Annotated in this window: 25 protein-coding genes and 1 tRNA gene; 8 read left to right on the top strand and 18 right to left on the bottom strand. The window is 68.8% G+C overall.

The features are described from left to right. Nucleotides 1-107: 107 nt before the first annotated feature. The 5 genes from tig to ACODT0_RS30260 all read right to left on the bottom strand — a co-directional run bounded on the left by tig (nt 108) and on the right by ACODT0_RS30260 (nt 8,156). The gene (gene tig / locus ACODT0_RS30280; protein WP_489042979.1) at nt 108-1,427 is read right to left on the bottom strand and encodes a trigger factor; all 1,320 of its coding nucleotides are present in this window, start codon (nt 1,425-1,427) and stop codon (nt 108-110) included. Nucleotides 1,428-1,453: 26 nt separating this feature from the next. Beyond that, nucleotides 1,454-1,540, bottom strand: a tRNA-Leu gene (locus tag ACODT0_RS30275). A 185-nt stretch (nt 1,541-1,725) separates the two neighbouring features. Further along, nucleotides 1,726-4,932, bottom strand: a complete 3,207-nt coding sequence (locus ACODT0_RS30270; protein ID WP_413763353.1) for an efflux RND transporter permease subunit — start codon at nt 4,930-4,932, stop codon at nt 1,726-1,728. Further along, complete coding sequence (locus ACODT0_RS30265) at nt 4,929-6,125, bottom strand: efflux RND transporter periplasmic adaptor subunit (protein ID WP_489042978.1); 1,197 nt, start codon at nt 6,123-6,125, stop codon at nt 4,929-4,931. The genes ACODT0_RS30270 and ACODT0_RS30265 overlap by 4 nt, the downstream gene beginning before the upstream one ends. A gap of 117 nt (nt 6,126-6,242) precedes the next feature. Then, nucleotides 6,243-8,156, bottom strand: coding sequence for a potassium transporter Kup (locus tag ACODT0_RS30260; protein ID WP_489042977.1), 1,914 nt, complete (start codon nt 8,154-8,156; stop codon nt 6,243-6,245). Nucleotides 8,157-8,216: 60 nt separating this feature from the next. Here ACODT0_RS30260 and hpnC point away from each other — a divergent pair, with 60 nt between their 5' ends. Genes hpnC through ACODT0_RS30240 form a run of 4 tightly spaced genes read left to right on the top strand, consistent with a single transcriptional unit; the run spans nt 8,217 to nt 11,543 of the window. Beyond that, complete coding sequence (gene hpnC / locus ACODT0_RS30255) at nt 8,217-9,143, top strand: squalene synthase HpnC (protein WP_489042976.1); 927 nt, start codon at nt 8,217-8,219, stop codon at nt 9,141-9,143. Further along, nucleotides 9,140-9,979, top strand: a complete 840-nt coding sequence (hpnD, locus tag ACODT0_RS30250) for a presqualene diphosphate synthase HpnD (RefSeq protein WP_489042975.1) — start codon at nt 9,140-9,142, stop codon at nt 9,977-9,979. Before hpnC ends, hpnD begins: the two co-directional genes overlap by 4 nt. Next, the gene (gene hpnE, locus ACODT0_RS30245) at nt 9,976-11,241 is read left to right on the top strand and encodes a hydroxysqualene dehydroxylase HpnE (RefSeq protein WP_489042974.1); all 1,266 of its coding nucleotides are present in this window, start codon (nt 9,976-9,978) and stop codon (nt 11,239-11,241) included. Before hpnD ends, hpnE begins: the two co-directional genes overlap by 4 nt. Beyond that, nucleotides 11,238-11,543, top strand: coding sequence for a hypothetical protein (locus ACODT0_RS30240; RefSeq protein ID WP_261212726.1), 306 nt, complete (start codon nt 11,238-11,240; stop codon nt 11,541-11,543). The genes hpnE and ACODT0_RS30240 overlap by 4 nt, the downstream gene beginning before the upstream one ends. On the opposite strand, the gene ACODT0_RS30235 is transcribed toward ACODT0_RS30240, so the two are convergent. Continuing rightward, entirely contained in the window at nt 11,540-12,184 is a 645-nt protein-coding gene (locus ACODT0_RS30235) for a LysE family translocator (protein WP_093344238.1), read from the bottom strand. The genes ACODT0_RS30240 and ACODT0_RS30235 overlap by 4 nt on opposite strands. 123 nt (nt 12,185-12,307) lie before the next feature. Between ACODT0_RS30235 and ACODT0_RS30230 the strand changes: the two genes are divergently transcribed. Next, nucleotides 12,308-12,613, top strand: a complete 306-nt coding sequence (locus tag ACODT0_RS30230) for an NIPSNAP family protein (RefSeq protein ID WP_261212727.1) — start codon at nt 12,308-12,310, stop codon at nt 12,611-12,613. Nucleotides 12,614-12,616: 3 nt separating this feature from the next. On the opposite strand, the gene ACODT0_RS30225 is transcribed toward ACODT0_RS30230, so the two are convergent. Continuing rightward, a complete protein-coding gene (locus ACODT0_RS30225; protein ID WP_261212728.1) occupies nt 12,617-13,348 on the bottom strand; it encodes an HAD family hydrolase in 732 nt (243 codons plus the stop codon). A gap of 15 nt (nt 13,349-13,363) precedes the next feature. Between ACODT0_RS30225 and hemH the strand changes: the two genes are divergently transcribed. Genes hemH through ACODT0_RS30210 form a run of 3 tightly spaced genes read left to right on the top strand, consistent with a single transcriptional unit; the run spans nt 13,364 to nt 16,337 of the window. After that, on the top strand, nt 13,364-14,386 hold the full coding sequence (hemH, locus tag ACODT0_RS30220; RefSeq protein WP_489042973.1) for a ferrochelatase: 1,023 nt from the start codon (nt 13,364-13,366) through the stop codon (nt 14,384-14,386). Further along, a complete protein-coding gene (locus ACODT0_RS30215) occupies nt 14,383-15,231 on the top strand; it encodes a class I SAM-dependent methyltransferase (RefSeq protein WP_489042972.1) in 849 nt (282 codons plus the stop codon). Before hemH ends, ACODT0_RS30215 begins: the two co-directional genes overlap by 4 nt. Beyond that, nucleotides 15,228-16,337, top strand: a complete 1,110-nt coding sequence (locus tag ACODT0_RS30210; RefSeq protein ID WP_489042971.1) for a hypothetical protein — start codon at nt 15,228-15,230, stop codon at nt 16,335-16,337. Before ACODT0_RS30215 ends, ACODT0_RS30210 begins: the two co-directional genes overlap by 4 nt. 10 nt (nt 16,338-16,347) lie before the next feature. On the opposite strand, the gene ACODT0_RS30205 is transcribed toward ACODT0_RS30210, so the two are convergent. The 11 genes from ACODT0_RS30205 to ACODT0_RS30155 all read right to left on the bottom strand — a co-directional run bounded on the left by ACODT0_RS30205 (nt 16,348) and on the right by ACODT0_RS30155 (nt 25,865). Continuing rightward, a complete protein-coding gene (locus ACODT0_RS30205) occupies nt 16,348-16,911 on the bottom strand; it encodes a thioredoxin family protein (RefSeq protein ID WP_479672431.1) in 564 nt (187 codons plus the stop codon). 153 nt (nt 16,912-17,064) lie between these two features. Then, complete coding sequence (locus ACODT0_RS30200) at nt 17,065-17,571, bottom strand: DUF1993 domain-containing protein (protein WP_057594301.1); 507 nt, start codon at nt 17,569-17,571, stop codon at nt 17,065-17,067. Nucleotides 17,572-17,638: 67 nt separating this feature from the next. Further along, complete coding sequence (locus tag ACODT0_RS30195) at nt 17,639-18,529, bottom strand: alpha/beta fold hydrolase (RefSeq protein WP_489042970.1); 891 nt, start codon at nt 18,527-18,529, stop codon at nt 17,639-17,641. Between the two features lie 21 nt (nt 18,530-18,550). Beyond that, nucleotides 18,551-19,621 carry a branched-chain amino acid ABC transporter permease gene (locus ACODT0_RS30190; protein ID WP_489042969.1) on the bottom strand — a complete coding sequence of 357 codons (1,071 nt, stop codon included), beginning with the start codon at nt 19,619-19,621 and terminating at the stop codon, nt 18,551-18,553. A gap of 157 nt (nt 19,622-19,778) precedes the next feature. Next, nucleotides 19,779-20,759 carry a branched-chain amino acid ABC transporter permease gene (locus ACODT0_RS30185; RefSeq protein ID WP_057594303.1) on the bottom strand — a complete coding sequence of 327 codons (981 nt, stop codon included), beginning with the start codon at nt 20,757-20,759 and terminating at the stop codon, nt 19,779-19,781. Further along, entirely contained in the window at nt 20,756-21,481 is a 726-nt protein-coding gene (locus tag ACODT0_RS30180; RefSeq protein WP_203201312.1) for an ABC transporter ATP-binding protein, read from the bottom strand. Before ACODT0_RS30180 ends, ACODT0_RS30185 begins: the two co-directional genes overlap by 4 nt. Continuing rightward, entirely contained in the window at nt 21,478-22,245 is a 768-nt protein-coding gene (locus ACODT0_RS30175; protein WP_489042968.1) for an ABC transporter ATP-binding protein, read from the bottom strand. The genes ACODT0_RS30180 and ACODT0_RS30175 overlap by 4 nt, the downstream gene beginning before the upstream one ends. A gap of 45 nt (nt 22,246-22,290) precedes the next feature. Beyond that, on the bottom strand, nt 22,291-23,748 hold the full coding sequence (locus ACODT0_RS30170; RefSeq protein WP_489042967.1) for an extracellular catalytic domain type 2 short-chain-length polyhydroxyalkanoate depolymerase: 1,458 nt from the start codon (nt 23,746-23,748) through the stop codon (nt 22,291-22,293). A gap of 180 nt (nt 23,749-23,928) precedes the next feature. After that, nucleotides 23,929-25,116, bottom strand: a complete 1,188-nt coding sequence (locus ACODT0_RS30165; protein WP_489042966.1) for a substrate-binding domain-containing protein — start codon at nt 25,114-25,116, stop codon at nt 23,929-23,931. Nucleotides 25,117-25,260: 144 nt separating this feature from the next. Next, nucleotides 25,261-25,536, bottom strand: a complete 276-nt coding sequence (locus ACODT0_RS30160; protein WP_489042965.1) for a hypothetical protein — start codon at nt 25,534-25,536, stop codon at nt 25,261-25,263. Further along, nucleotides 25,533-25,865: a hypothetical protein gene (locus ACODT0_RS30155; protein WP_057594309.1), complete on the bottom strand. Its 333-nt coding sequence runs from the start codon at nt 25,863-25,865 to the stop codon at nt 25,533-25,535. The genes ACODT0_RS30160 and ACODT0_RS30155 overlap by 4 nt, the downstream gene beginning before the upstream one ends. Nucleotides 25,866-25,879: the final 14 nt, after the last annotated feature.

Here is a 25,879-nt window from a genome sequence, read left to right as displayed (position 1 = left end):
CCGGAGAAGGGTTCGTTCGCTGTCGTCAATCTGAACTGTACGCCTGAGTGAAATGGGGCTCGTGCCGCAAAGCACAAGCCCCATGGCGTCCCGGGCCGAGGCGGCGATCAGGCCTGTTGCTGCTGCGCCATCAGTTCGTCGAACGACACCGACTTCTCGGCGACCTTGGCCTTGCCGAGCACGAAATCGGTCACGTTGTTCTCGATCACCACGGCCTCGACTTCGGCCAGGCGGTTGTTGTCGCTGAAGTACCAGCGCACCACGTCGGCCGGCTTCTCGTAGCTCGAGGCGAGCTCGTCGATGTGGGCCTTGATCTGCTCGGGCTTGGCCTGCAGGTTGTTGGCGCGCACCAGCTCGGCGACCACCAGGCCCAGGCGCACGCGGCGCTCGGCCTGGGGACGGAACACTTCCTCGGGGATCGGTGCCTTGTCGGCGTCCTTGATGCCGCGCTGCTTGAGCTCGGCGCGCGCGCCTTCGATCATGCGGTTGACTTCGGACTGCACGCTGGCGTTGGGCAGGTCGAGCTCGGCGTTGGCCACCAGCGCATCCATCACGGCGTTCTTGTTGCGCGCCAGCAGGCGGAACTTGACCTCGCGCTCGAGGTTCTTCTTGATGTCGGCGCGCAGGCCTTCGACCGTGGCGTCGGCGATGCCGAGCGACTTGGCGAGCTGCTCGTTGACTTCGGGCAGGTGCGAGGCCTCGATCTTCTTCAGCGTGACGAGGAAGTCGGCCTGCTTGCCGGCCACGTCCTGGCCGTGGTAGTCGGCCGGGAACGACAGCGGGAAGGTGCGGCTGTCGCCGGCCTTCATGCCGCGCACGGCGTCTTCGAATTCCTTGAGCATCTGGCCTTCGCCGACCACGAACTGGAAGTCCTCGGCCTTGCCGCCCTGGAAGGGTTCGCCGTCGATCTTGCCTTCGAAGTCGACGGTCACGCGGTCGTCGTCCTGGGCCACGGCATCCTGCGCGCGCTGTGCGAAGGTGCGGCGCTGCTTGCGCAGGATGTCCAGCGTCTTGTCGATCGCGTCGTCGCCCACTTCGGCCGACAGCTTCTCGACTTCGGCGCCCGACAGGTCGTTGATCTTGACTTCGGGGAACACCTCGAACACGGCGTCGAAGGACAGCTCGCCCTCGGGCGCGCCTTCCTTCTCGGTGATGCGGGGCTGGCCGGCGACGCGCAGCTTGGCTTCGTTGGCGGCCTGCGAGAAGGCCTCGCCGACCTTGTCGTTCATGACCTCGTACTGCACCGAGTAGCCATAGCGCTGGGCCACGACGTTCATCGGCACCTTGCCGGGACGGAAGCCGTCCATCTTGACGGTGCGCGCGAGCTTCTTGAGGCGCGAATCGACTTCGGACTGGATGATGCCGACCGGCAGGGTCAGCGTGATCTTGCGTTCGAGCTTCTCGAGGGTTTCAACGGTCACGGTCATGAACTTCTTCCTAATGAGGGATTGGCTGGTGCGCGGGGCCGGACTCGAACCGGCACGTTCTTGCGAACGTCAGGACCTAAACCTGGTGCGTCTACCAATTTCGCCACCCGCGCTTTTGCCTTTTTCAGGTGAATGCAAAAGCGGACGGCCTGGGCGCCGGGGAGAACCCGGCAGTCCAAGACCGTCCGCTCGAAATCGGTCAACCGCGCATTTTAGTCGAAACCGGGAGGCTCCCGGCTCGACCTGCATGCGGAGTTCGTGGCCTCGCGGGGCGGGACAAACCCTGCATTCCGCGCGCTCAGGCCGCCTGGGGGCCCGGCAAGGCGCCGTTGCCCTGCGGTGCCGGCGGCGGCGCCTCGTCGCGCTTCACGCGGAACGCCGCCGCGTACATCGCCGGCAGCGCCAGCAAGGTCAGCACCGTCGCCACGATCAGCCCGCCCATGATGGCGACCGCCATCGGCCCCCAGAACACGCTGCGCGAGAGCGGGATCATCGCCAGCACGGCGGCCGCGGCGGTCAACACGATCGGGCGCAGGCGGCGCACGGCCGACTCGACGATGGCATCCCAGGCCGGCACGCCGGCCGCGCGGTCGTGCTCGATCTGGTCGATCAGGATCACGGCGTTGCGCTGGATCATCCCCATCAGTGCGATCACGCCGAGCAGCGCGACGAAGCCGAAGGGCCGGTTCAGCACCAGCAGCGCACCGGCCACGCCGGCGATGCCCATCGGGCCGGTGATGAACACCAGCAGCGAGCGGCTGAAGCTGTGCAGCTGCAGCATCAGCAGCGTGAACACCAGGAACAGCATGATCGGCACGCCGGCCACGATGGAGGCCGAGCCCTTGCTGCTCTCCTCCACCGCACCCGCCACCTCGATGCGATAGGCGCCCTGCCCGGCCGCATGCCAGCCGGCCTCGAGTTCGCGCAGCTTCGGCAGCAACTGGTCGGTCACGGTCGCGCCCTGCAGGCCCTCGGTCACGTCGCCCTGCACGGTGATCGCGTAGTCGCGGTTCTCGCGCCACATCACGCCCGGCTCCCAGGTGAACACCGGCTTGGCGATCTGCGTCAGCGGGATCGAGCGGCCCGAGGCCGTCGGCAGGTAGGCGTTGCCGATGTCGGAGATCGCTTCGCGCTCGTCGGCCGACTGGCGCAGCACGATGTCGATCAGCAGGTCGTTCTCGCGGTACTGGCCCACGGTGGTGCCGCTGAACATGGTGCGCGAGGCCTGCGCGATGGCCTGGCTGGTCACGCCGAGCGCGCGCGCCTTGGCCTGGTCGACCTCGAGGCGGATCACCTTCACCGACTCGTTCCAGTTGTCGTTCACGCCGCGCATGTTGGCGTTCTCGCGCAGCACGGCCTTGACCTCGTCGGCGCGCGCGCGCAGCTGCGTCGGGTCGGTGCCGATCACGCGGAACTGCACCGGGTACGGCACCGGCGGCCCGTTGGGCAGCAGCTTCACGCGGCCGCGCACCTCGGGGAATTCCTGCGCCAGCAGGCCGGGCAGCGACAGCCGCAGCGTCTCGCGCACCTTGAGGTCGCTCGCCAGCACGATCAGCTGCGAGACATTGGACTGCGGGAACACCTGGTCCAGCGGCAGGTAGAAGCGCGGCACGCCCGAGCCGATCCAGGTGCTGACGGTCTTCACGCCGGCTTCCTTGAGGATGCGCTGCTCGACCCGCTTCGCCACCTCCTCGTTGGCCTGGAACGAGGTGCCCTCGGGGAACCAGATGTCGACCAGGATCTCGGGCCGGCTCGAGTCGGGGAAGAACTGCTGCTGCACCTTGCCCATGCCGACGATGCCGAGCGCGAAGATCAGCACGGTGGCGCCGATGGTCAGCCAGCGGTGCTGCACGCACCAGTTCACCGCGCGGCGGAAGGCGTTGTAGAACGGCGTGTCGAACAGCTCGTGCGGCGGCGCATCGGGGTCGTGCGGCTTGACCTTGAGCAACAGCGTGCCCAGGTAAGGCACGAAGTACACCGAGACGATCCACGACAGCACCAGCGCGATCACCGTCACGGCGAAGATCGCGAAGGTGTATTCGCCGGTCACCGACTTGGCGATGCCGATCGGCAGGAAGCCCGCGGCGGTGATCAGCGTGCCGGTGAGCATGGGCTTGGCCGTCACGTCGTAGGCGAAGGTGGCGGCGCGGACCTTGTCGTAGCCCTCCTCCATCTTCCGCACCATCATCTCGACCGCGATGATCGCGTCGTCCACCAGCAGGCCCAGCGCGATGATCAGCGAGCCCAGCGAGATCTTGTGCAGCCCGATGCCGAAGTAGTTCATCGCCAGGAAGGTCACGGCCAGCACCAGCGGGATGGTGATCGCCACCACCAGGCCGGGACGCATGTCGATGTACCAGCCGAAGCGCCCGCCCTTGTGCAGGCCCAGCGAGATGATGCTGACCGCCAGCACGATGGCCACGGCCTCGATCAGCACGCGCACGAACTCGTTGACCGAGCTCGCCACGGCGACCGGCTGGTCCTGCACCTGCGCGAGCTTCACGCCCAGCGGCAGCTGCTTGTCGATGCCCGCGGTGGCCGCGCGCAGCGCCTTGCCCAGCGCGATGATGTCGCCGCCCTTGGTCATCGACACGCCGAGCGCGATCACTTCCTTGCCCTGGTGGTGCACCTTGACCGAGGGCGGGTCGATGTAGCCGCGGCGGATCTCGGCGATGTCGCCGAGCTTGAGCTGGTTGCCCGAGCTGCCGCGGATCGGCATCTCGCGCAGCTGGTCGACGCTGGTGAACTGGCCGCCCACGCGCACCTGCACCACGTCGAGCGGCGACTGGATCGTGCCGGCGCTCTCGATGGCGTTCTGCGAGCCGAGCTGCTGCAGCACGGCGTTGAAGTCGAGGCCCAGCTGCGCCAGGCGCTTCTGCGAGATCTCGATGAAGACCTTCTCGTCCTGCACGCCGAACTGGTCGACCTTGGCCACGTCCTTCACGCGCAGCAGCTGCTGGCGCACGTCGTCGGCCAGGGTCTTGAGCTCGGCATAGCTGAAGCCCTCGCTCTCGAGCGCGTAGATCACGCCGTAGACGTCGCCGAAGTCGTCGTTGAAGAACGGCCCCTGCACGCCCGCGGGCAGGGTGCCGCGCATGTCGCCGATCTTCTTGCGTACCGTGTACCAGACGTTGGCGACCTCGCTCGCCTTCGAGGAGTCCTTGATCTGGAAGATGATCTGCGACTCGCCGGGCTTCGAGTAGCTGCGGATCTTGTCGGCGTACGGCGCCTCCTGCAGCGTGCGCTCGAGCTTGTCGGTGACCTGCTCGGCCACCTGCTGCGCGGTGGCGCCGGGCCAGTAGGTGCGCACCACCATCGCGCGGAAGGTGAAGGGCGGATCCTCGTCCTGCCCAAGCTGGAAGTAGGCGAAGGCACCCAGCACCATCAGCACCAGCATCAGGTAGCGCGTGAGCGGCGCGTGGTCGAGCGCCCATTTCGAGAGATTGAAGCCGCCCGCGCGGCCGGCCGGCTCGGTGCCGTGCGTCGCCTTGTCAGCGCCGCTCATTTGCCGGCACCCGCTGCGATCTCCTTCTTGTTGGCGGCCACGGGCGCGACGCCCTGCGTGGCACCGCCCGCGTCCGCCCCGCCCGCCGCCACTTCGCGCGGCTGGTAGATCGTGACCTTCTGGCCCGGCGACAGCACGTGCACGCCCGCCACCACCACCTGCATGCCGGGCGTGACGCCGGCGCCGATCACGGCCTCGTTGCCGTCGGCGGTCGCCACCTGCACCGGCTGCGAGCGCACGGTCATGGTCGGCTTGTCGAGCACCCACACGGCCGTGCCATTGCCTTCCTGGCGCAGCGCGCTAGTCGGCAGCTTGACGACGGCGGGGCCGCCGCGCGCGAGCGCCTGCGGCCGCGCATAGACCGTGGCGCCGAGCGCGGGCGCGCTCGCGGCATCGATCGCCACCTTCACGGTGAAGGTGCGCGTCACGGCATCGGCGCTGGCCGCCACCTCGCGCACCTGGCCCTGCAATTCCTCGCCGCCCGACCAGCCGCGCACCGCAACCGCCGAGCCGGGCTTGATCAGGCCCGCGCGGTCTTCCGGCACCGCGAACACCACGTCGCGCGCGCCGTCCTGCGCGATCCGCACCACCGGCGTGCCGGCCTGCACCACCTGGCCCGGTTCGGCCTCGATGGCGGTGATGACGCCGGCCACGTCGGCCACCAGCGTCGTGTAGGCGGCCTGGTTGCCCTGCGACGAGAGCTGGGCCTGGGCCTGCTCGAGTTGCGCCTGCGCCGCCTTCCAGGTCGATTCGCGGCGCTCGAGCTCGGCGCCGCTGATGAAGTTCTGCTCGCGCAGTTCGCGGTAGCGCTTGAGGTCGGCCGCGGCGAGGTCACGGTTGGTCAGCGCCGCGGCCTGCTGGGCGCGCGCGGCTTCGGCGGCCAGCCGGTAGTCCTGCGGATCGAGCTGGGCCAGCACCTGGCCGGCCTGCACGCGCTGGCCGAGCTCGGCCTGGCGGCGCGTGATCTTGCCCGCCACGCGGAAGCCCAGGCGCGACTCGACGCGCGCCCGCACCTCGGCCGAGAACTCGGGCTGGGCGTCGTAGGCACTGGTGCCCACGGTCACCAGCTTGACCGCGCGGACCGGTTCCTCCGCGGGTTTGGACGGCGAGCAGCCGGCCAGGGCCACGAGGGCGGGAACCAGCAGCCAGGCGGCCGCGCGGTCGAGCGAGAAGATGGATTGGGAGGCGGTCATGAGACACCCTGGAAGGAACGAACCGGGCCTTTAATGACCCACCGGTTAGTAATCTAGGGTAAACGTGAACCGCTGTCAATTACCCGCCGGTCAGTAGCGCCGGCAGCCGCCTCGTGCTCAGGTCCGCTGGCCCATTTCCACCAGCCGGTTGTCGGGCAGCTCGAAGTAGTCGGAGGCACGCCCCGCGTTGCGCTGCAGCCAGCCGAACAGCGCGCGCCGGATCGGGTTGAGACCCGGCAGGTGCTCCTCGCCCACCGAGGCGCGCGAGACGAAGTACGAGGTCTTCATCGAATCGATCGCGAGCGTCTTCTGGTAGGCCAGGATGCGGATGAACTCGGGCACGTCGGGCCGCTCCATGAAGCCGTGGCGCGCGGTCACGATCCAGATGCCGGTCATCAGCGACTCGGCTTCGATGCGCAGGCGCGCGTCGACGCGCGGCGTGTCGCAGGGCAGCACGCGCAGCACGATCACCTGCTCGTGCAGCACCTGGTTGTGCTTGAGGTTGTGCAGCAGCGCATGCGGCACCGAGGTCACGTTGACGTTGAGGAACACCGCCGTGCCCTGCACCCGGTGCGGCATGTGGTGGGCCAGCGACTCGAAGAAGGGCCGCAGCGGCAGGCTCTCGGCCGCGGCCGCCTCCAGCCCCAGGCGCCGCCCCTTGGCCCAGGTGGTGAACAGCAGCATCACGCCCGCGGCCACCGCCAGCGTGAGCCAGCCGCCCTCTGCCACCTTGAGGCTGTTGGCGACCACGAAGGTCAGGTCGACCGCCGCGAAGGCCGCCACGCCCAGTGCCACCGCCGGCTTGTTCCAGCGCCACAGCCCCCAGGCCACGATGCCGGCCAGCAGGGTGGTCGTGACCATGGTGATCGACACCGCGATGCCGTAGGCCGCCGACAGCGCGCTCGAGCTGCGGAAGCCCAGCACCAGCAGCAGCACGCCCACCATCAGCAGCCAGTTGACGGTCGGCACGTAGATCTGGCCGATGGCCGTGCCCGAGGTCTGGATCACGCGCATGCGCGGCAGGTAGCCCATGCGCATCGCGTGCGCCGTGAGCGAGAAGGCGCCCGAGATCACGGCCTGCGAGGCGATCACCGTCGCCATCGCGGCCAGCAGCACCATCGGCAGCACACCCCAGGCCGGAAAGAGCCGGAAGAAGGGGTTGTCGATCGCCTGCGGATTGGCCAGCACCAGCGCGCCCTGGCCGAAATAGTTGAGCACCAGCCCCGGCAGCGCGATGAAGAGCCAGGCGAGCCGGATCGGCCGCGCGCCGAAATGGCCCATGTCGGCATAGAGCGCCTCGCCGCCGGTGAAGGCCAGGAACACCGCGCCCAGCACCGCCAGCGACTGCAGCCGGTGCTCGACCAGGAACAGCACGGCGCGCCGCGGATCGAGCGCCGCCAGCACCTGCGGCTGGGCCAGCACCTGCATCAGCCCGGCCACGCCGATCACCACGAACCACAGCAGCATCACCGGCCCGAACACCTTGCCGACCGCGCCGGTGCCCTTCTTCTGCACCGCGAACAGCGCGATCAGGATCGCCACCGTGATCGGCAGCACCGCGCGCTCGAGCACCGGCGCGCGCACCTCCAGCCCCTCGACCGCCGACAGCACCGAGATCGCGGGCGTGATCAGGCTGTCGCCGTAGAACATGGCCGCGCCCACCAGGCCCAGCAGCCCGATCAGGTGGCCGAGCCAGGGCTTGGCACCGATGCGCGAGGCCGCATTGCGCGCCAGCGCCTGCAGCGCCAGGATGCCGCCCTCGCCGTCGTGGTCGGCGCGCAGCACGAACACCACGTACTTGAGCGTCACCACGAACAGCAGGCCCCAGAAGATCAGCGACAGCAGCCCGAGCACCGCGTCGGGCGAGAACGGCACGCCGTGCTCGGGATTCAGGGTTTCCTTGAAGGCGTACAGCGGCGAGGTGCCGATGTCGCCGAACACGACGCCGAGCGCCGCGATCACGACCAGGCCCTTGCCGGCCGGGTGCGCCGCGTCGCCTTGCGCGGTGGAGGTCCTGGCCGGTGCATTCATGGGGCAAGAATCGAGAGTGGGAACGCCGGAAGCATAGCCGCGCTGGTTGACAATCGCAGCGTGTCCCAGACGCCCCCTCCCCCCCACGCCGCCGCCGCGCCGACGCACTACGAGAATTTTCCCGTGGCCTCGTGGCTGTGCCCGCCGCGGCTGCGCGCGCCGATCGCGGCCATCTACCACTTCGCGCGCACCGCCGACGACATCGCCGACGAGGGCCAGGCCACGCCCGGGGAACGCCTGGCCGAGCTGCATGCCTACCGCGCCGCGCTGGCCGATGCGGCCCGGGGCCGGGTCGACCCGGCCGGGCCCTGGGCCGGGGTGTTCGGCCCGCTGGCCCACAGCATCGAAGCCTTCGGCCTGCCCGAGACGCTGCTGGCCGACCTGCTCGACGCCTTCATGCAGGACATCGTGAAGACCCGCGACGGCAGCGACTACGCCGACCGCGAGGAACTGCTCGACTACTGCCGCCGCTCGGCCAACCCCGTGGGCCGGCTGCTGCTGCACCTGTACGGCGTGCACGACGCGCCCTCGCTCGCGCAGAGCGACGCCATCTGCAGCGCGCTGCAGCTGATCAATTTCTGGCAGGACCCGAGCGTGGACCTGCCGCGCGGGCGCTTCTACTTCCCGCTGACCGACTGCGCCCGGCGCGGCTTCACGCGCCAGCACTTCAAGGTGTTCGCGCCGCTCTCGCCCGCGTACCCGCCGCCGCAGGAGGCGATCAACCTGATCTCGGTGGTGTCGTTCTGGGCCCGCGAGCTGATGCAGCAGGGCGCGCCGCTGGTGCACCGCCTGCCGGGACGCGCCGGCTGGGAGCTGCGCCTGGTCGTGCAGGGCGGCCTGCGCATCCTCGACAAGATCGAGGACCAGGGCTTCGACAGCTTCACGCAGCGGCCCACGATCGGCAAGGCCGATGCGCCGGTCCTGCTCTGGAAGGCGCTGCGGATGCGGAGACAATCACGGCCCATGAACGCAGCGCCCTCCCGATGAATCCCGAGCAATACGTGCAAGACAAGGCCGCCGCCTCGGGCAGCAGTTTCTATTACGCCTTCCTGTTCCTTCCCAAGCCGCGGCGCGCGGCCATCACCGCCTTCTACGCCTTCTGCCGCGAGGTCGACGACGTGGTCGACGAGGTCAGCGACCCCGGCGTGGCCGCCACCAAGCTGGCCTGGTGGCGCACCGAGGTGGCCCAGTCCTTCGCGGGCACGCCGCGCCATCCGGTGATGCAGGCGCTGATGCCGCACGTGGCGGCCTACGGCATCGAGGCGCGCCAGCTCGACCAGGTCATCGAGGGCTGCCAGATGGACCTCGAGCAGACCCGCTACCTCGACTTCCCCGGCCTCGCGCGCTATTGCCACCTGGTGGCGGGCGTGGTGGGCGAGGTGGCGGCGCGCATCTTCGGCCAGACCGAGGCGCAGACCACCGCCTACGCGCACAAGCTCGGCCTCGCGCTGCAGCTCACCAACATCATTCGCGACGTGGGCGAGGACGCCCTGCGCGGCCGCATCTACCTGCCGGTCAACGACCTGCAGAAGCACGAGGTCAAGGCGCACGAGATCCTCAACCGCGTGCATTCCGAGCGCTTCGTCGCGCTGATGAAGTTCCAGGCCCAGCGTGCCCATGCCGCCTACGACGAGGCGCTGGCGCTGCTGCCCGCGGCCGACCGCCGCGCGCAGAAGCCCGGCCTGATGATGGCCAGCATCTACCGCACCCTGCTGCGCGAGATCGAGCGCGACGACTTCCAGGTGCTGAACCAGCGCGTGAGCCTCACGCCCGTGCGCAAGCTGTGGCTGGCCTGGAAGGTGCAGGCGCTGGGCCGGCTGTGAGGCTGGCGGTCGTCGGCGCGGGCTGGGCCGGCCTGGCCTGCGCGGTCGAGGCCGTGCGCCAGGGCCATGCGGTCACCGTGTTCGAGGCCGCGCCCAACGCTGGCGGCCGCGCGCGCCGCGTCGACGACATGCACGGCATGGCGCTCGACAACGGCCAGCACATCCTGATCGGCGCCTACAGCGCCACGCTGCAGTTGATGCGCGATGTCGGCGTCGATCCCGAGCGCGTGCTGCTGCGCCTGCCGCTGTCGCTGCGCTTCGCCGATGGCGGCGGACTGCAGCTGCCGCGCCTGCCCGCGCCGCTCGACCTGCTGGCGGGCATCTTCCAGGCGCGCGGCTGGACCTGGCGCGACAAGTCCGCGCTGCTGCGCACCGCGATCGGCTGGCGCTTGAGGGGTTTTCGCTGCGACGCCTCTACCTCCGTGGCCGAGCTCTGCGCGAGCCTCACGCCGCGCGTGATGCAGGAGCTGATCGAGCCGCTGTGCGTCTCGGCGCTCAACACGCCCGTTGCGCAATCGAGCGGCCAGGTCTTCCTGCGCGTGCTCCACGATGCCCTCTTCAGCGGCAGCGGCGGCGCCGACCTGCTGCTGCCGCGCGCCGACCTCGGCGCGCTGCTGCCCGATGCGGCGCTCGCCTGGCTGCGCGCGCATGCCGCGAGCCTGCGCATCGGCCAGCGCGTGCGCGCGATCGCGCCCGAGGCGAAGACCTGGCGCGTGGACGGCGAAGCCTTCGACCGCGTGGTGCTGGCCTGCGCGCCCTGGGATGCCGCCCGGCTGGTTCGCGCCAGCGGCCTGCCGGCCGAGGCCTGGTGCGCCAGCACCGAGGCACTGCGCTTCGAGGCCATCGCCACGATCTACCTGCGCGGCGCCACGCCGCTGGCCGAACCGATGCTCGCGCTGCGCAGCGACCCGGCCACGGCACCGGCCCAGTTCGTGTTCGACAAGGAACGGCTCTGCGGCCTGCCGGGCGTGCTCGCGATGGTCGTGAGCGCCAACGAGACGCCGCGCGAGCTGCTCGAGACGCAGGCGCTGGCGCAGGCCGCCGCGCAACTGGGCCAGGCCGGCCTGCGGGTGGTGCAGACCGTGGTCGAGAAGCGCGCGACCTTCGCCTGCACGCCCGGGCTGGCCCGTCCGCCCGCGACCATTGCGCCCGGCCTGCTGGCCTGCGGCGACTATGTGGCAGGCCCCTACCCCGCCACGCTCGAAGGCGCGGTGCTCAGCGGCCTGGCCGCCGCAAGGACGACCGCAGGGGCGACCGCATGAGCAGCGAGTTGCGCTACCTCGACTTCGACCACAGCGAGGACGCCGACGGCCATGGCAGCTTCGATGCGATGGCCTCGGTCGCGCCCGAGCGCCTGGGCGAGGTGCAAGCCGAGATCGACCGGGTGCTGGCCTGGGCCGAGGCCGCCTTTCCCGATGCGCGCGGCGCGCTCGACGAGGGAGCGGTGTGGGACTATGACCTGCAGCACACGCGCGACGATGCGCGCTTCGAGACCCTGGCCCTCTCGCTGAGCGGCACGGCCGATTTCTGCGCCGCGCTGCGCGAGCGCTTCGGCCTCGATTAAGCGGCGGTCTTGTTGCGCAACCGCAGCAAGCTCAGCCCCAGCAGCACGAAGGCGCCACCCGAGACCTTGTTGAACAGCCGCGTGCGGCGCGGGTCCGACAGCTGCTTGCGCAGCAGGCGAGCGAGCAGCACGTAGAAGGCGTGCGACAGCACCGAGGCCGCCGCGAAGGTGGTGGTCAGCACCGCGAACTGGGTGGCGATCGGCGCGTCCTGCGTGAGGAACTGCGGGAACAGCGCCGAGAAGAACAGGATGCTCTTCGGGTTGGTCAGCGCCACCGTCAGGCCATGGCCGAACAGGCGCCAGCTCGAACGCGGCGAGCCCGCCGCCGAGGCACCCTGGAGGTCGGCGAACACGCTGCCCTGGCTGCGCCACTGCTTGATGCCGAGGTAGATCAGGTAGGCCGCGCCCGCCAGCTTCAGCACCATGAAGGCATGGGCCGAGGTCGAGAGCACCACGCCCAGCCCGGCCATCGCGGCGGCCGACACCATGAAGAGCCCGGTCGCATTGCCCAGCGAGCTGATCATCGCGCGGCGCGGCCCCACGGACATCGAGTTCGACACCGCCAGCAGCACCGCGGGGCCGGGCGTGAAGGCGACGAGCAGGGTCACGCCGCAGAAGAGGAGCCAGTTGGACAGATGCATGGGGAGCTTTCGCGCGGCGCGCTCGCGCCGCAGGCCGGGGAAGCAAAACTATAGTCGGGCCACCCGTTCGCCGCAGCCGCGGCGGAAATTGCCCTCACGGCCCACCCTCTCCCTTCACCCACCATGGTCACCTGCTACCTGCGCTACATCGTCGACCCCTACAAGCTCGGGGAGTTCGAGCACTACGGCAAGCTCTGGATCCCGCTGGTCGAGAAGTTCGGCGGCAAGCACCACGGCTACTTCCTGCCCTCGGAAGGCGCGAACAACGTGGCACTCGCGATGTTCAGCTTTCCCAGCCTCGCGGCCTACGAGCAGTACCGCGCCGACTCGATGCAGGATGCCGACTGCCAGGCCGCCTTCCGCTATGCCGAGGAAACGCGCTGCATCCTCAGCTACGAGCGCAGCTTCTTCCGTCCGGTCTTCGGGTAAGGCTCAGGCGCCGAGCGCCACGCACAGTGCGTGCAGGTTCGGCACGATCAGCTGCGGCCGCGCGCCATGCACCCAGGGGCGCTCGTCGCGCACCAGCCAGGCGGCCTGCATGCCGGCGTCGAGCGCGCCCACCACGTCGAGCTCGGCATCGTCGCCCACGTGCAGCACGTCCTTGGGCAGCAGGCCGACCGAGGCCGCGGCGGCGCGGAAGATCGGTGCATGCGGCTTGCCGCTGCCGAAGGCGCGCGCATTGAAGGCGGTGCGGAACCAGCGCCCCACCCCGGTCTTGTGGATGTCGGCATTGCCGTTCGACACCGCCACCAGCGGATAGCGTTCGCTGAGCCACTTGAGCGCGGGCAGCGCGTCGTCGTAGAGCGTCACGCGCTGGCGTTCGGCGAAGAAGGCATCGAAAGCCGGATCGGCCAGCGCCGGGTCCTCGCCCGCGCGGCGCAGCGCGGTGCGTATCGATTCACGGCGCAGCGCGCTGAGGTCGTGCGCGAGATCGGAACGCTCCTTGGCCGTGGCTTCGCGCAGCTCGCGCAGCACGCCCGGCGTGACCAGCAGGGCCGCCGTCTTCGGCGCCTCGCGCAGCAGCCAGGCATGCAGCACGGCCTCCGCGCGTTCGATGGTCGGCCAGATCGGCCAGAGGGTGTCGTCGAGGTCGAGGGTGATGGCGCTGATGCGCTTGAGATCGAGCGGCGCGCTGCTCGCGGGGACCGTGGGGTCGGAAGTCATGCCCGAGAATATCGCATGCCTCCAAGTCCCTCGCTCGCCCCCGGCAACGACCATCGCAGCACCGCCGTCCTCTGGTGCAACCTGGGTTCGCCCGATGCCCCCACCGCCAGCGCCGTGCGCAGCTATCTCGCGGACTTCCTCGGCGATCCGCGCGTGGTCGAGATCCCGCGCCTGCTCTGGCTGCCGATCCTGCACGGCATCATCCTGCGCGTGCGGCCCGCGAAGTCGGCCGCCAAGTACGCGAGCATCTGGCTGCCCGAGGGCTCGCCGCTCAAGGTCTGGAGCGAACGGCAGGCACAGCGCCTGGGCGACACGCTGGGCCGGCGCGGCCACCGCGTGGCGGTGCGCGATGCGATGCGCTATGCCAATCCATCGATCGGCGCGCGGCTCGATGCGCTGCAGGCCGAAGGCGTCGAACGCGTGCTCGTGCTGCAGGGCTACCCGCAGTACTCGGCCACCACCACCGCGAGCGTGATCGATGCCGTCAACGACTGGAGCCGCGCGCAGCGCAGCGTGCCCGAGTTCCGCTTCGTCAACCAGTTCCACGACGACCCCGGCTACATCGAGGCGCTCGCGCGGCGCATCGAGGCGCACTGGCAGGACCAGGGCCGCGGCGAGGTGCTGCTGCTGAGCTTCCACGGCATTCCCGCGCGCAACATCGAGCTCGGCGATCCCTACCAGTCGCAGTGCCTCGAGACCGCGCGCCTGCTCGCCGCGCGCCTGGGCCTCGCACCCGCGCAGTACCGCGTGACCTTCCAGTCGCGCTTCGGCAAGGCCAAATGGCTCGAGCCCTATACCGAACCCACGCTGTGCGAACTCGGCGCCGCGGGCGTGAAGCGCGTCGACGTAGCCTGCCCCGGCTTTCCGGCCGACTGCCTCGAGACGCTCGAGGAGATCGCGATGGAGGGCCGCGAGGCCTTCCTGCATGCGGGCGGCCAGCAGTTCAGCTACATCCCCTGCCTCAACGACGACCCGGCCTGGATCGACGCCCTCGCCGACATCGCCGAGCGCCATCTGGCGGGCTGGAGCACGCGATGAAGCCCGATCTGCACGAGGCCAACCGCCTCTCGTGGAACGCGGCCACGCTCGCGCACAACAGCCACAAGGGCGACCAGGCGGCCTTCTTCCGCGACGGCGGCAGCACCCTGTTCCCCGAGGAGACCGGCCTGCTCGGCGAGGTGAAGGGCCTGTCGGTGCTGCATCTGCAATGCAATGCCGGGCAGGACAGCCTGAGCATCGCGCGCCTCGGCGCCGAGGTGACGGGCGTCGACATCTCCGACGAGGCCATCGACTTCGCCACCCGGCTCTCGCAGCAGTCGGGCATCGCGGCGCGCTTCGTCCGCTCGGACGTCTATGACTACTTCCGCGACGCGCAGGCACGTGGCGAGCGCCACGACATCGTGTTCTGCTCCTACGGCACGCTGTGCTGGCTCTCCGACATCGCGGCCTGGGCACGCGGCGTGGCGCAGCTGCTCGCGCCCGGCGGCCGCTTCGTCTTCGTCGAGTTCCATCCGTTCGCGCTGGTGTTCGACCCGACCTGGAAGTTCCACTACGACTACTTCAACGACGCCCCCGTGCCCGAGGAAGGCGTGGGCGACTACGTGGCCGCGTCGGGCGACGGCCTCGTGCGCGAAGGCTACGAGCGCGGCGTGGAGAACTTCAGCAACCCGCACCCGAGCTTCGAATTCACCTGGGGCCTGGGCCAGGTGACGACCGCGCTGTCGCAGGCCGGGCTGGTCATCGAGCGGCTCGACGAGTACCCCTACGCCAATGGCTGGAAGCCCTTCGAGGGCATGCGCGACATCGGCGGCCGCCGCATGGCGCCGCCCGAGGGCATGCCACGTATTCCGCTGATGTATTCGATCCGCGCACGCAAGCCATGAAAAATCTTCGCGCCCGTTTCTTCTGGGGCCTGCTGCTGCCCTTCATGACTCCCCCCGCCTTCGCCGAGCTCGTCTTTATTTCCCCAGGTGTATGGGAAGGCACACTCGGCACCAAGGCCATCGTGGCCTGCTTCAACTTCGACTACCCGAGCGGGAGCTATTTCTACAAGCAGTACAAGAAGCCAATTCAGCTGACGCGCAAAGAGCAAGATGGTCTGTGGCACGAGGCAAACGGAACAGGGCTGTGGCTACTCGATCCAGGCCAAGGCACCACGCTTTCCGGCACTTGGAGCAGCGTGAAGGATGCCCTTGTCAAATTGCCGATCAGTCTCAGCCTTGTCGACTCCTCCAAAAGTAAAAGAGCTTGCGGCAGCGAGAGTTACACAAGCCAGATCGAAGCCCCACCGAAGATCGAGATCGGCAAGAAGAAGGAATTCGCCCCCGGCCGCAGCTTCCGCCCGCTGCGTTTCGCGGGACAGGCGACCGTCGAACTCTTCGGCCCCGAACCCACGCTCGCGGCCATCAACCGGGAGCTTCGCCGCGACTTCGACACTGGCAAGGACGCGATCAAGGAGTATTTCGACAAGCGCCGCGAGTTTCTGGGCCGGGTCGGCGTGCCCGCAGAGGACGAGAACACCACGGAGCCCGAATACTGGACCTCGCAGTGGCTCAGCATCCGCAACTACACCTGGGCCGCGGGCACGGGCCGCTCCGGCATCTCCTGGTTCTATCGCACCTGGGACGTTCAGACCGGCAAGCAGGTCGACCTGTGGACATGGTTCGGCTCCCGCAAGGAGTCGTTGCACGTCCCCGGAGCCGGCCCCGTCGTCGCCACCAGCGGCGGCTCGATGACGCCGAAGCTGCGCCGCTTCGTGTTCCGCCACGAGGGCATCGATCCCGGGAAGGCGGAGGAGAACTGCGAGTCCAACTACAAGGAAGACGCCTACTACGACCTCACGCTGGAAGCCAAGGGCATGCGCTTCGCGCAGCCCGACTTCGGCGACGGCTGCGCGATCGAGATCGAAGTGCCCTACGCCGAACTCGGCCCGGTGCTCACGCCGGCGGGAAAGGCGGCGGTGCGGCGCATCCTCGAATCGGCGAAGTAGCGCTGCCGATTCAGGCCGGCTGCCTGCGCGCCAGCAGCGCCTCGATCGCGGCTTCCATCTCGGCGTATTCGCCCTCGCCGAAATGCCGCCGCATCACCTGCCCCTTGGCGTCGACCAGATAGAACGCGGGCCAGTACTGGTTGTCGTAGGCCTTCCAGGTGGCGAAGCCGTTGTCCTGCGCCACCGGGTAGCGGATGCCGAAGCGCTCGATCGCGTCCTGCACGTTGCGCGTCGACTTCTCGTAGGCGAACTCGGGCGAATGCACGCCCACCACCACGAAGCCCTGGTCCTTGTACTTCTCGTACCAGCGCACCACGTGCGGCAAGGTGCGGATGCAGTTGATGCAGGAGTAGGTCCAGAAATCGACCAGCACCACCTTGCCGGCCAGCCCCTGCAGAGTGAGCGGCTCCGAGTTGAGCCATTTGTCGATGCCCGCGAACTCGGGGGCCTTGCCGTAGTCGCGCAGGCCTGGCGACACGGCCAGCGCGCTGCGCACCGGCCATCCGCCGCCCACGGCCGCCACGAACGCGGAAGCGCCGGCGGCCAGCCCCGAGAACGCCCTTCTGGACAACATGTTCATGATCGCGAACCTCGCTCGAATGTCAGACCGACAGCGGTCAGGCGCGATTGTTCGCGGCACGCGCCGTGCGTGCGCAGGTGTCACGGCAATTTGAAGTTTGTCCCGGCGGCGTGAAGACCAGGGTCAGGGCCGCCGCCCTTCGCGGCCTCAGAACTTGCCGAGATAGTCCATCTTGCCCACGGGCACGCCGGCATTGCGCAGCACGTCGTAGGCGGTGGTGGCGTGGAAGAAGAAGTTGGGCAGCGCGAACTGCAGCAGGTAGCGCTGCGCGGTGAAATGCACCTCGGTGCCGCGCGCGGTGACGACCACCGGGCGGTCCTCGTGGCCATCGATCTGCGCGCGGTCCACGCTCAGGAGGAACTCCTCGGTCTTCGCGATGCGCACCAGCAGTTCGTCGTAGCTCTTCTCCTCGTCGGGGAAGCTGGGCGCGGTCACGCCCGCGATGCGCGCGGTGCCGAGCTTGGAGGCATCGCTCGCGCGCTGCACCTGGCCGGCCAGCGTGAGCATGTCGGGCGCGAGGCGCGCATCGACCAGGGTCGAGGGATCGATGCCGTTGGCCTGCGCATGGGCCAGGCCCTTGCCGAGCACGTGGCGGAGCTGGGCCAGCCCGCGGGTGAAGACCGGCACGGAAATGTCGTACATCGAAAGCGCCATGGTGCGAATGCCTCTGTGTGTTGCTGTGGGGTGATGACCGGCGGCGATTGTGGAGGCCGCCGTTCCCTCAGCGGCCGGCGGCGCGAATAAACCCTTCGATGCACTCCAGTTGTTCGGACACGTTGAGCGCGGGCGCGTGACCGCAGCCCTGGATCTCGACCACCTCGAGCCGCCCCGCCGCGCCCGGGCCGCGATGCCGCATGGCCTCGACCACCTCGGGCAGCACCAGGTCGGACTCGGCGCCGCGCAGGCACAGCACCGGCGCCTCGATGACGTCGTAGTGCGGCCAGATCAGGTAGTCGTCCTCGCGCGTGCTGAACTGGCGAACCATCGCCGGGTCGTAGTGCGGCGTGACGCGGCCGTCGGGCAGCCGGCGCGTCGAGGTCTCGGCGAGCCGGCGCCACTGCGCGTCGCTGAGCCAGCCATAGGGCTTGTAGACGCCGCGGAAGAAGGTCTCGAGCTCGCTCACCGTGTCGAAGGCCGGCGGGTTGCCGGCATAGGCGCGGATGCGCTCGATCGCGGCCTGCGCGAGCTCGGGCGCGTTGTCGTTGAGCACCAGGCTCGCGATGCGCGCCTTCATGCGCGGCACGACCAGGCCACCCGCGCAGACCGTGCCGATCGCGCCGCCCATCGAGGTCCCGACCCAGTGCACGCGCTCGAGCTTCAGTTCGTCGCACAGCGCCTCGGCCAGTTGCGCATAGAAGGCGAGCCGGTACTCCTCGTCAGGCAGCGGGCTCCATTCGCTCAGGCCGCGGCCGATGGTGTCGGGGCAGATCACGCGGAAGCCGCGCGCGGCGAAGTGCTCGGCCAGTTCGTCCATGTCGCGGCCGGTGCGCGCCAGGCCGTGCCAGGCGATCAGCACCTGCGGATCGGGCCCGGCCGCGGGCCAGTCGAGCCAGTGGATCTCGCGGCCCGCGAGCCGTGCGTAGTGGGAGGAAGGAACGATGCGGGAAGTCATGGAGTCGCTCATCGCGCGGCCTCACGCGGCATTCGCGCGGCGGGCCCGCAGCTTGCCGACGATGCCGGTGGGGAAGTAATAGACGGACAGCACGAACAGCACGCCGAGCCACAGCAGCCAGCGGTCGGGCGACAGCAGCGCGGCCAGCCACGGCAGGCCGCTCGCGGCCTCGCTGCCCATGCGCAGCAGATCCTGCAGATAGCTCTGCGCGACCACGAACAGCACCGCGCCGATGGCCGCGCCGTAGATCGTGCCCATGCCGCCGATCACCACGATCAGCAGCACGTCGACCATGATCTCGAAGCTCAGCGAGGTGTCGGGGCCGTTGTAGCGCAGCCAGATCGCGAGCATGGCGCCGGCCAGCGTGGCGAACAGCGCCGACAGCACCGCGGCCGTGGTGCGGTAGACCACCACGCGGTAGCCGATCGCCTCGGCGCGGAACTCGTTCTCGCGGATCGCCTGCAGCACGCGGCCAAAGGGCGAGTTGACGATGCGCAGCATCGCCAGCACCAGCACCACGGCGGCCACGAACAGCAGGTAGTAGCACAGCAGACGACCGTCGAGCGAGACGCCGAGGAAGGGCTCCTCCGCGAACTCGAAGCTCGGCAAGATCAGCTCGGGCAGCTTGAAGGTCAGGCCGTCCTCGCCGCCCGTGAAGTCCGACAGCTGCGAAGCCAGGGTCTGGAAGGCCGAGGCCACGGCCAGCGTGATCATCGCGAAGAAGATCGCGCGCACCCGCAGCGAGAACAGGCCGATGGCGAACGAGAGCACCAGAGAGACCGCGAGCGAGGCGCCCAGGCCCACCAGCACCGCGCCCCAGTCGGGCCCGAGCCGCGAGGCCGAGATCGCGATGCCGTAAGCGCCGATGCCGAAGAACATGGTGTGGGCGAAGCTCACGATGCCGGTGTAGCCCAGCAGCAGGTCGAAGCTCGCGACCAGCACCACGAACACCAGGATCTTGGCCGCGACGCTGAGCGCCTTCACGCCCGGGAAGAGAAAGGGCGCGAAGGCCAGCGCGAGGAACAGCGCCACCAGCAGCACGGCCAGCAGGCGGCTTCGGGGCATGTCGTTGGAAAGAAGTCGTCTCAGCATGGAAAGGCACCTGAAAGCGGGAACGGGGTCCGTACGCGAAGGACGCGAAGGTTCCGCGAAGGTCGCGAAAGAACAGCCAGAAAAATGATTTGAATTTCCTTTTGCGTCCTTCGCGAAACCTTCGCGTCCTCTGCGTCCGGATGTCCGTATTGGCTGTTCATCGGTTCGCCACCGGGTACACGCCCTGCGGGCGCCACAGCAGCACCGCCACCATCAGGAAGATGCTCGCGAACTGCGTGAGCGTGGGCAGCAGGAAGCCGATGTAGTTGGTCATCAGCCCGACGAGCAGCGCACCGAGCAGCGCGCCGCCGGTGGAGCCGAGGCCGCCGATGATGATGACGATGAAGATCAGCACGTTGACCTGCGCGCCCATCTGCGGCACCAGGTTCTGCTGGAACAGGCCCCACATCACGCCGCCCAGCCCGGCCAGCGCGCTGCCGACCACGAACACGCCGACGAACAGGCGGCCGATGCGGTAGCCGAGCGACTCGACCATCTCGCGGTCCTGCACGCCGGCGCGGATCAGCAGGCCGATCTTGGTGCGGCTCAGGGTCCAGGCCAGCAGGCCGAACACCACCACGCCCACCGCCACCGCGAGCAGCCGGTACTTGCTGATCGCCGCGTCGCCCACCAGCAGCGAGCCGCGCAACGCCTCGGGCAGCGGCAGCGGCACCTGCGCCGGGCCCCAGATCACCTTGATCAGTTCCTCGCCGATGATCATGCCGCCCATCGTGATGAGGATCTGCTTCAGGTGCTGGCCGTAGACCGGCCGCACGATGAAGCGCTCGAAGGCCAGGCCGACCGCGCCGGCCACCGCCATCGCGACCAGCATGGCCGGGAAGACCGCCACCAGGTTGCGCCACAGCTCCTGCGAGCCGGTCCAGTCGCCCATCAGGCCGAGCACGCTGCTGGCCACGAAGGCGCCCAGCGCGATGAACACGCCGTGGCCGAAGTTCAGCACGTCCATCAGGCCGAACACCAGGGTGAGGCCCGAGGCGATGATGAAGATGATCATGCCCATCGCGAGGCCCGCGACCGTGAGCGTGAGCCAGGTCGAGAACGAGCCCGTGAGCGGCAGCGCGACCAGCGCGAGGACGGGCACCAGCAGCAGCGGCTTCCAGTCGAATTCGAGTTTCATAGAGCCAATCCCAACAGCGACTGCTGCAGTTGCGCATCGGCCGCGAAGGCCGCCATCGAGCCGCTGTGCACCACGCGGCCGTTGTCCATCACCGCGACCGCATCGCCGAGGCGCAGCGCGAAGTTGATGTTCTGTTCCACCAGCAGGATCGTGACGCCGCTGCGCTTGAGCTCGTCGAAGGCGTCGATCATGTTGTTGATGATGGCCGGCGCGAGGCCCTTGCTGGGCTCGTCGACGATCAGCAGCTCGCGCGGCTCGACGATGGCGCGCGACACGGCCAGCATCTGCTTCTGGCCGCCCGAGAGCTTGCCCGCGGGGTGGTTCCAGAACTTCTCGACCGCGGGGAACAGCTTGAAGATCCACTGCAAACGCGTGTCGTCCATCTGCTGCGCGTTCTTCGCGCCGCGCGCGGCCAGCAGCATGTTCTCCTTCACCGTGAGGTCGGAGAAGATGCCCATGTTCTCGGGCACGTAGGCGATGCCCAGCTCGGCGATCTGCGGCGTGCGCAGGGCCGTGATGTCGCGCTCGCCGAAGCGCACCCTGCCCTGCGACGCATGCCACAGGCCCATGACGGTGCGCAGGGTGGTGGTCTTGCCCGCGCCGTTGCGGCCCAGCAGCATCGTGAGCTGGCCCTTGGGCACGGCGAGGTCGACGCCGTGCAGGATGTGATAGGCCCCGATGTGCGTGTGCACGCCCTCGAGGCTCAGCAGGTTGGTGCTCATGTGGCGGCCTCCTTCGCGATGCCCAGATAGGCTTCCTGCACCACCGGCGAGGCGATCACGGTGGCCGGATCGCCGTCGGCCACCAGCGTGCCGTTGTGCAGCACGATGATGCGGTCGGCGAGCTCGCGCACCACGTCCATCTTGTGCTCGACCAGCAGGATGGTCTTGCTGCGGTCCTGCTTGAGCTGGCGGATCAGGTCGAGGATCACGGGCGCCTCGGCCGCGTTCATGCCGGCCGTGGGCTCGTCGAACATGAAGACCTTGGGCTCGAGCGCCATCAAGAGCGCCACCTCGAGCTTGCGCTGGTCGCCGTGCGGCAGGCTGGCCACGGTGGCGTGCTCGCGCGACTTGAGGTTGGTCTGCGCCAGCAGCTCGTCGGCGCGCGCGGTCAGTGCCGCATGGTCGCTCCAGATGCTCCAGAGGTTGAGCCCGCGGCGGTGCGCGCCCTCGCGCGTGGCCTGCACCGCGAGGCGCACGTTCTCCAGCACCGTGAGGTTGGGGAACAGGTTGGTGAGCTGGAAGGCCCGCCCCAGCCCGGCGCGGGTGCGGGCCGACGGCGACAGCCCCGACAGCGGCTGGCCGTCGAGCGACACCGTGCCCGCGCTCGCCTTGAGCTGGCCCGAGATCAGGTTGAAGTAGGTGGTCTTGCCCGCGCCGTTCGGGCCGACGATGGCCGTCAGCGTGCCCGGCGCGAATGCGCAGCTCACGCCGTTGACGGCCACGTGCCCGCCGAAGCGGATGGTCAGATCTCGGGTCTCAAGCATCGTTGGTCATTGCGAAAACGAAAAATCCAGGAAGGTCGACCGGCCTCAACAGCTGCCGATCACGTAGTAGTTGGGGCCGGTCTGCTTCAGCGTGGTGGTCACGTAGATGTTCCACAGGCCCATCGATTGCCCCGAGCCGTAGGCATAGGTCAGGCCCCACAGCGCATAGGCGCGGCCGGCCACGGTGTGGGCGTAGTTGCTCGCTGTGAAGCAGGTGCCGCCTCCGCTGCCGCCCGTGGTGGTGCCGGTGGCCGCGGCCGACATCGCGCCCTCGGCATTGGCCGCGGTGAGGCCGGTCACGGTCCAGCTGTAGCTGGTCGAGGGTGCCAGGCCGGTGTCGGTGTAGCTGGTGCCGGCCACCGGCGAGGCGTTGACCTTGCTGCCGCCGCGGTAGACGTTGTAGCCGCTGGCGCCGGCCACGGCGGTCCAGCCGATGACCATGCTGCTGCTGGTCGCGCCCGAGGTGCCCACGCCGGTGGGCGCGGGCAGCGCGCTGCCGCCCCCGCCGCCGGTCACGCGATCGACCATGGCCTTGACGGCCGCCATCTGCGGGCCGGACTTCTTGGCGTAGTTGACGCTGCCGTAGCCCCACCAGTCCCAGCAGCTGTTGGTGGCCGCTGTGCTGGTCTGCGGATAGACCAGCACGATGTTGTTGGTGTCGGCCCAGCGGTTGTAGCCGGTCTTCTTCACGTACTGGTCGCCCACGTCCGTGTAGTTCTGCTTGCAGCCGTGCAGCACCACGTGCACGCGGCAGCTGTTGCCGCTGCCGGCCGCGCAGGCCGCGGGCGTGTAGAGCCAGCCGGTGGCGGCCATGCCCGAGCCGCCCGAGAACTCGCCCTGGTTGAACTCGGTGAAGCTGCCGCCCAGCGTGCCGTTGTTGCGCGCGTTGAGCGGGCCGTAGAGGTGCTGGAGGATCTCGCCCGCGAGATCGAAGCCGCAGTTGTTGATGTAGGGCGAGGCCGTGGTGGCGCAGGCGCCGCCGAAATCGTCGGTGACCATCGCATGGCCCGCGCCGAGGTTGTTCTTGTAGACCGTGTTGGCCGCCGGCACGAAGCTCTGGTAGTAGGTCTTGAGGTCGTCCATCACCGGCTGCTTGACCGTGTTATCGGAGGTGCCCGAGAACAGGTAGACCTTCGATCCCGTGAGGTTCGACACCGGGTCGATCGCGCCGCTGGCGGCCCAGCTGTTGGTGGTGCTCACGAGCGTGGACACCGGGATGCTGCTCGCATGCGTCATGCAGCGGCCGGTGGCGTTGAGCACCGAGCCTTCGGCGCAGTAGTACGGGCCGCCGGCCACCACGCCGGCGCCGCGCTTGAAGGTGGCCGAATAGGCCACGTGCAGTTGCACCGCCATGAAGCCGCCGGCCGACAGGCCCGACACGCTGACCTCCGCCGGGTTCGCGCCGAGCGCCGGCAGCGGCACCGCCGCCGCCGCGCCCTGCGCGGCCACCGCCATGGCCGCGGCCATGACCGATCTCTTCCAGTTCCAATTCATCGCTGGCATCGCTGTCTCCTTCCGTTATGGGTGTAAGAACGCTGCTTGGCTGATCGAGGACTCGGCCGTGGAGCGCGCCGCCCGCGCGGACGCAGGCTGGCGCTTCGCCCGGCGGCCATCCGGGGCGAAAGAGAAAGAAAAAGGTGGGCGGCGCTCGGCGCCGCGTTCAGGTGGCGGGAAGCGCCGGACTCAGCGCTTGTTCTTGATGGGAATGTCCATCTCTTCGGGCTTGATCTCGTGCACCAGCTCCGGCACGCCCCAGGCGAACGCCGGGTCGACCTTGATCTTGAAGTGGTACATCGACTGCATCGCCTGGTGGTCTTCCTTGCGGAAGGTCATCTTGCCCTTGGGTGTGTCGAAGCTCATGCCTTCCATGGTGCTGATGAGCTTGTTGGTGTTGGTGTCGCCGTTGGTCTTCTTGAGCGCCGTCACCACCGCCATCGCGGCCGAGAAGCCGCCGGCCGTGAAGAAGTCCGGCGGCGTCTTGAATTCCTTGTAGTGCGCCGCGACCATCGCCTCGTTCACCGGGTTCTTCGGAATGCCGAAGTAGTAGTAGGCCGCGCCTTCCATGCCCGGCAGCGCCTTGTAGGCCGCCATGGCCGGCAGGATGTTGCCGCCGGTGGCGATCTCGATGCCGTAGCGCTTCAGGTCGAGGTCGACGATCTTGAACGGGTTGCCCGCGCCGGCCCAGACGATCCAGATGATCTTGCGGCCCGGCTGGTCCTTGAGCTTGTCGATCAGGCGCTGGGCGCCAGCCGTGAAGTCGGTGGTGGCGGGCGGCAGGTACTCCTCGTGGACCAGCTTGGCCTTCTTGAGCGCGGCACCGAAGGCCTTCACGCCGTCGCGGCCGAAGGCGTTGTCCTGCGCCAGCGTGGCGACCGTCACGCCGGCCTTGTCGACGGCCACCGCGTTGGAGATCGCGTCCTGGCTCGAATTGCGGCCGGTGCGGAAGATGTACTTGTTCCACTTGTCGCCGGTGATCGAGTCGGCCACGGCGGGCTCGACCAGCAGGATCTTCTTGTACTCCTCGGCCACCGGCAGCATCGCCAGCGCCACGCCCGAGGCGGTCGGGCCGACGGCCAGCGCGGCCTTGTCGTCGGAATAGGCCGCGGCCAGCAGCGACTTGCCGAGGTCGGGCTTGCCCTGGTCGTCCTTCTCGATCACGACCAGCTTCTTGCCCGCGACGGTCATCGTGCCTTCGGTGGCGTAGTTCAGGCCCATCATGAAGCCGGTCTGCGTCTGCTTGCCGTAGGCCTCGAGCGCCCCGGTCTTGCTGTAGATGTGGGTGATGCGGATCTCACCGGACTGGGCCCAGGCGGGTGCGGCGGCGGCGCAGGCGGCGAGCGCGGCCAGGGCGACGAGGTGGCGACGGTTCATTCGTTGTCTCCTGATAAAGATGACTGAATATTGCACACTTCGTGCCATGCGCTAAACCGTTGATTACAAAGGTTTCCTCATTCGAGGAAGGCGCGATTCGGCTGAATTCAGAACAGTCGGCGTGTCTGAATTTCAGGCGACTGTCTATTTTTCAGTCAGGGTTTTCTCGGAGGCCCGGCGCTCCTCGATCCACTGCTTGAACTGCCGCTCGGCCTGCAGCCGGAACTCGTTGCGCGCATGGTTGCAGGCCGCGTGGGCCAGCCGCCGGTGCCTGGGCGAGCGCACGCCGCCCAGGGTGGCGTCGACCAGGTGCTCGATGGTGGCCGATTCGGGCCGGCCATGCGGTTCGTCGAAGTCCATCGGCAGGCCGCACCAGTGGCAGTTGGGGCCGAAGGTCGAACGCAGTGCGCGGACGCTCACAGGCTGGCGTACTCGAGGATTTCCTGGCCCATCAGCGTGCAGTCCTTGCCCGCCACGTGATAGATCAGGCGCATGCGGTAGTTGCCCTTGTAGATCGAGCCCCAGACCTCGAGCACGCGGAACTGCTGCGCCTTGTTGGCGGGGTTGCGCAGTGGCGGCAGCTCCTTGACCTCGGAGCCGACGCGGATGCGATCGTCCTCGCCGAAATGGAACACCAAGAGCTTCTTCGCGCGCGCGACCGCCTCGTCGGCGCAGGGTGGCGCGGCCAGGGCGGCGCCGGCACAGGCGCACGATGCGGCGAGGACGAGGGAGCGGATCGGTGTCTTCATGGAAGGCTCTGGTG

The organism is Variovorax sp. FG153 (assembly GCF_057809595.1).
The sequence above is the reverse complement of the archived record's forward strand: the minus strand, read 5'-3'. Positions and strand labels throughout refer to the sequence as shown.

What these genes read in the sequence shown, in the direction of transcription:
- hemH (WP_489042973.1), top strand. Translation starts at nt 13,364, where the DNA reads ATGCCTCCAAGTCCCTCGCTCGCCCCCGGCAACGACCATCGCAGCACC.
- ACODT0_RS30235 (WP_093344238.1), bottom strand. Translation starts at nt 12,184, where the DNA reads ATGCATCTGTCCAACTGGCTCCTCTTCTGCGGCGTGACCCTGCTCGTC.
- ACODT0_RS30240 (WP_261212726.1), top strand. Translation starts at nt 11,238, where the DNA reads ATGAGCAGCGAGTTGCGCTACCTCGACTTCGACCACAGCGAGGACGCC.
- ACODT0_RS30185 (WP_057594303.1), bottom strand. Translation starts at nt 20,759, where the DNA reads ATGAAACTCGAATTCGACTGGAAGCCGCTGCTGCTGGTGCCCGTCCTC.
- tig (WP_489042979.1), bottom strand. Translation starts at nt 1,427, where the DNA reads ATGACCGTGACCGTTGAAACCCTCGAGAAGCTCGAACGCAAGATCACG.
- ACODT0_RS30155 (WP_057594309.1), bottom strand. Translation starts at nt 25,865, where the DNA reads ATGAAGACACCGATCCGCTCCCTCGTCCTCGCCGCATCGTGCGCCTGT.
- ACODT0_RS30215 (WP_489042972.1), top strand. Translation starts at nt 14,383, where the DNA reads ATGAAGCCCGATCTGCACGAGGCCAACCGCCTCTCGTGGAACGCGGCC.
- ACODT0_RS30260 (WP_489042977.1), bottom strand. Translation starts at nt 8,156, where the DNA reads ATGAATGCACCGGCCAGGACCTCCACCGCGCAAGGCGACGCGGCGCAC.
- ACODT0_RS30170 (WP_489042967.1), bottom strand. Translation starts at nt 23,748, where the DNA reads ATGCCAGCGATGAATTGGAACTGGAAGAGATCGGTCATGGCCGCGGCC.
- ACODT0_RS30210 (WP_489042971.1), top strand. Translation starts at nt 15,228, where the DNA reads ATGAAAAATCTTCGCGCCCGTTTCTTCTGGGGCCTGCTGCTGCCCTTC.
- ACODT0_RS30195 (WP_489042970.1), bottom strand. Translation starts at nt 18,529, where the DNA reads ATGACTTCCCGCATCGTTCCTTCCTCCCACTACGCACGGCTCGCGGGC.
- hpnD (WP_489042975.1), top strand. Translation starts at nt 9,140, where the DNA reads ATGAATCCCGAGCAATACGTGCAAGACAAGGCCGCCGCCTCGGGCAGC.
- ACODT0_RS30265 (WP_489042978.1), bottom strand. Translation starts at nt 6,125, where the DNA reads ATGACCGCCTCCCAATCCATCTTCTCGCTCGACCGCGCGGCCGCCTGG.
- ACODT0_RS30225 (WP_261212728.1), bottom strand. Translation starts at nt 13,348, where the DNA reads ATGACTTCCGACCCCACGGTCCCCGCGAGCAGCGCGCCGCTCGATCTC.
- ACODT0_RS30165 (WP_489042966.1), bottom strand. Translation starts at nt 25,116, where the DNA reads ATGAACCGTCGCCACCTCGTCGCCCTGGCCGCGCTCGCCGCCTGCGCC.
- ACODT0_RS30190 (WP_489042969.1), bottom strand. Translation starts at nt 19,621, where the DNA reads ATGCTGAGACGACTTCTTTCCAACGACATGCCCCGAAGCCGCCTGCTG.
- ACODT0_RS30175 (WP_489042968.1), bottom strand. Translation starts at nt 22,245, where the DNA reads ATGCTTGAGACCCGAGATCTGACCATCCGCTTCGGCGGGCACGTGGCC.
- ACODT0_RS30200 (WP_057594301.1), bottom strand. Translation starts at nt 17,571, where the DNA reads ATGGCGCTTTCGATGTACGACATTTCCGTGCCGGTCTTCACCCGCGGG.
- ACODT0_RS30180 (WP_203201312.1), bottom strand. Translation starts at nt 21,481, where the DNA reads ATGAGCACCAACCTGCTGAGCCTCGAGGGCGTGCACACGCACATCGGG.
- ACODT0_RS30205 (WP_479672431.1), bottom strand. Translation starts at nt 16,911, where the DNA reads ATGTTGTCCAGAAGGGCGTTCTCGGGGCTGGCCGCCGGCGCTTCCGCG.
- ACODT0_RS30270 (WP_413763353.1), bottom strand. Translation starts at nt 4,932, where the DNA reads ATGAGCGGCGCTGACAAGGCGACGCACGGCACCGAGCCGGCCGGCCGC.
- ACODT0_RS30230 (WP_261212727.1), top strand. Translation starts at nt 12,308, where the DNA reads ATGGTCACCTGCTACCTGCGCTACATCGTCGACCCCTACAAGCTCGGG.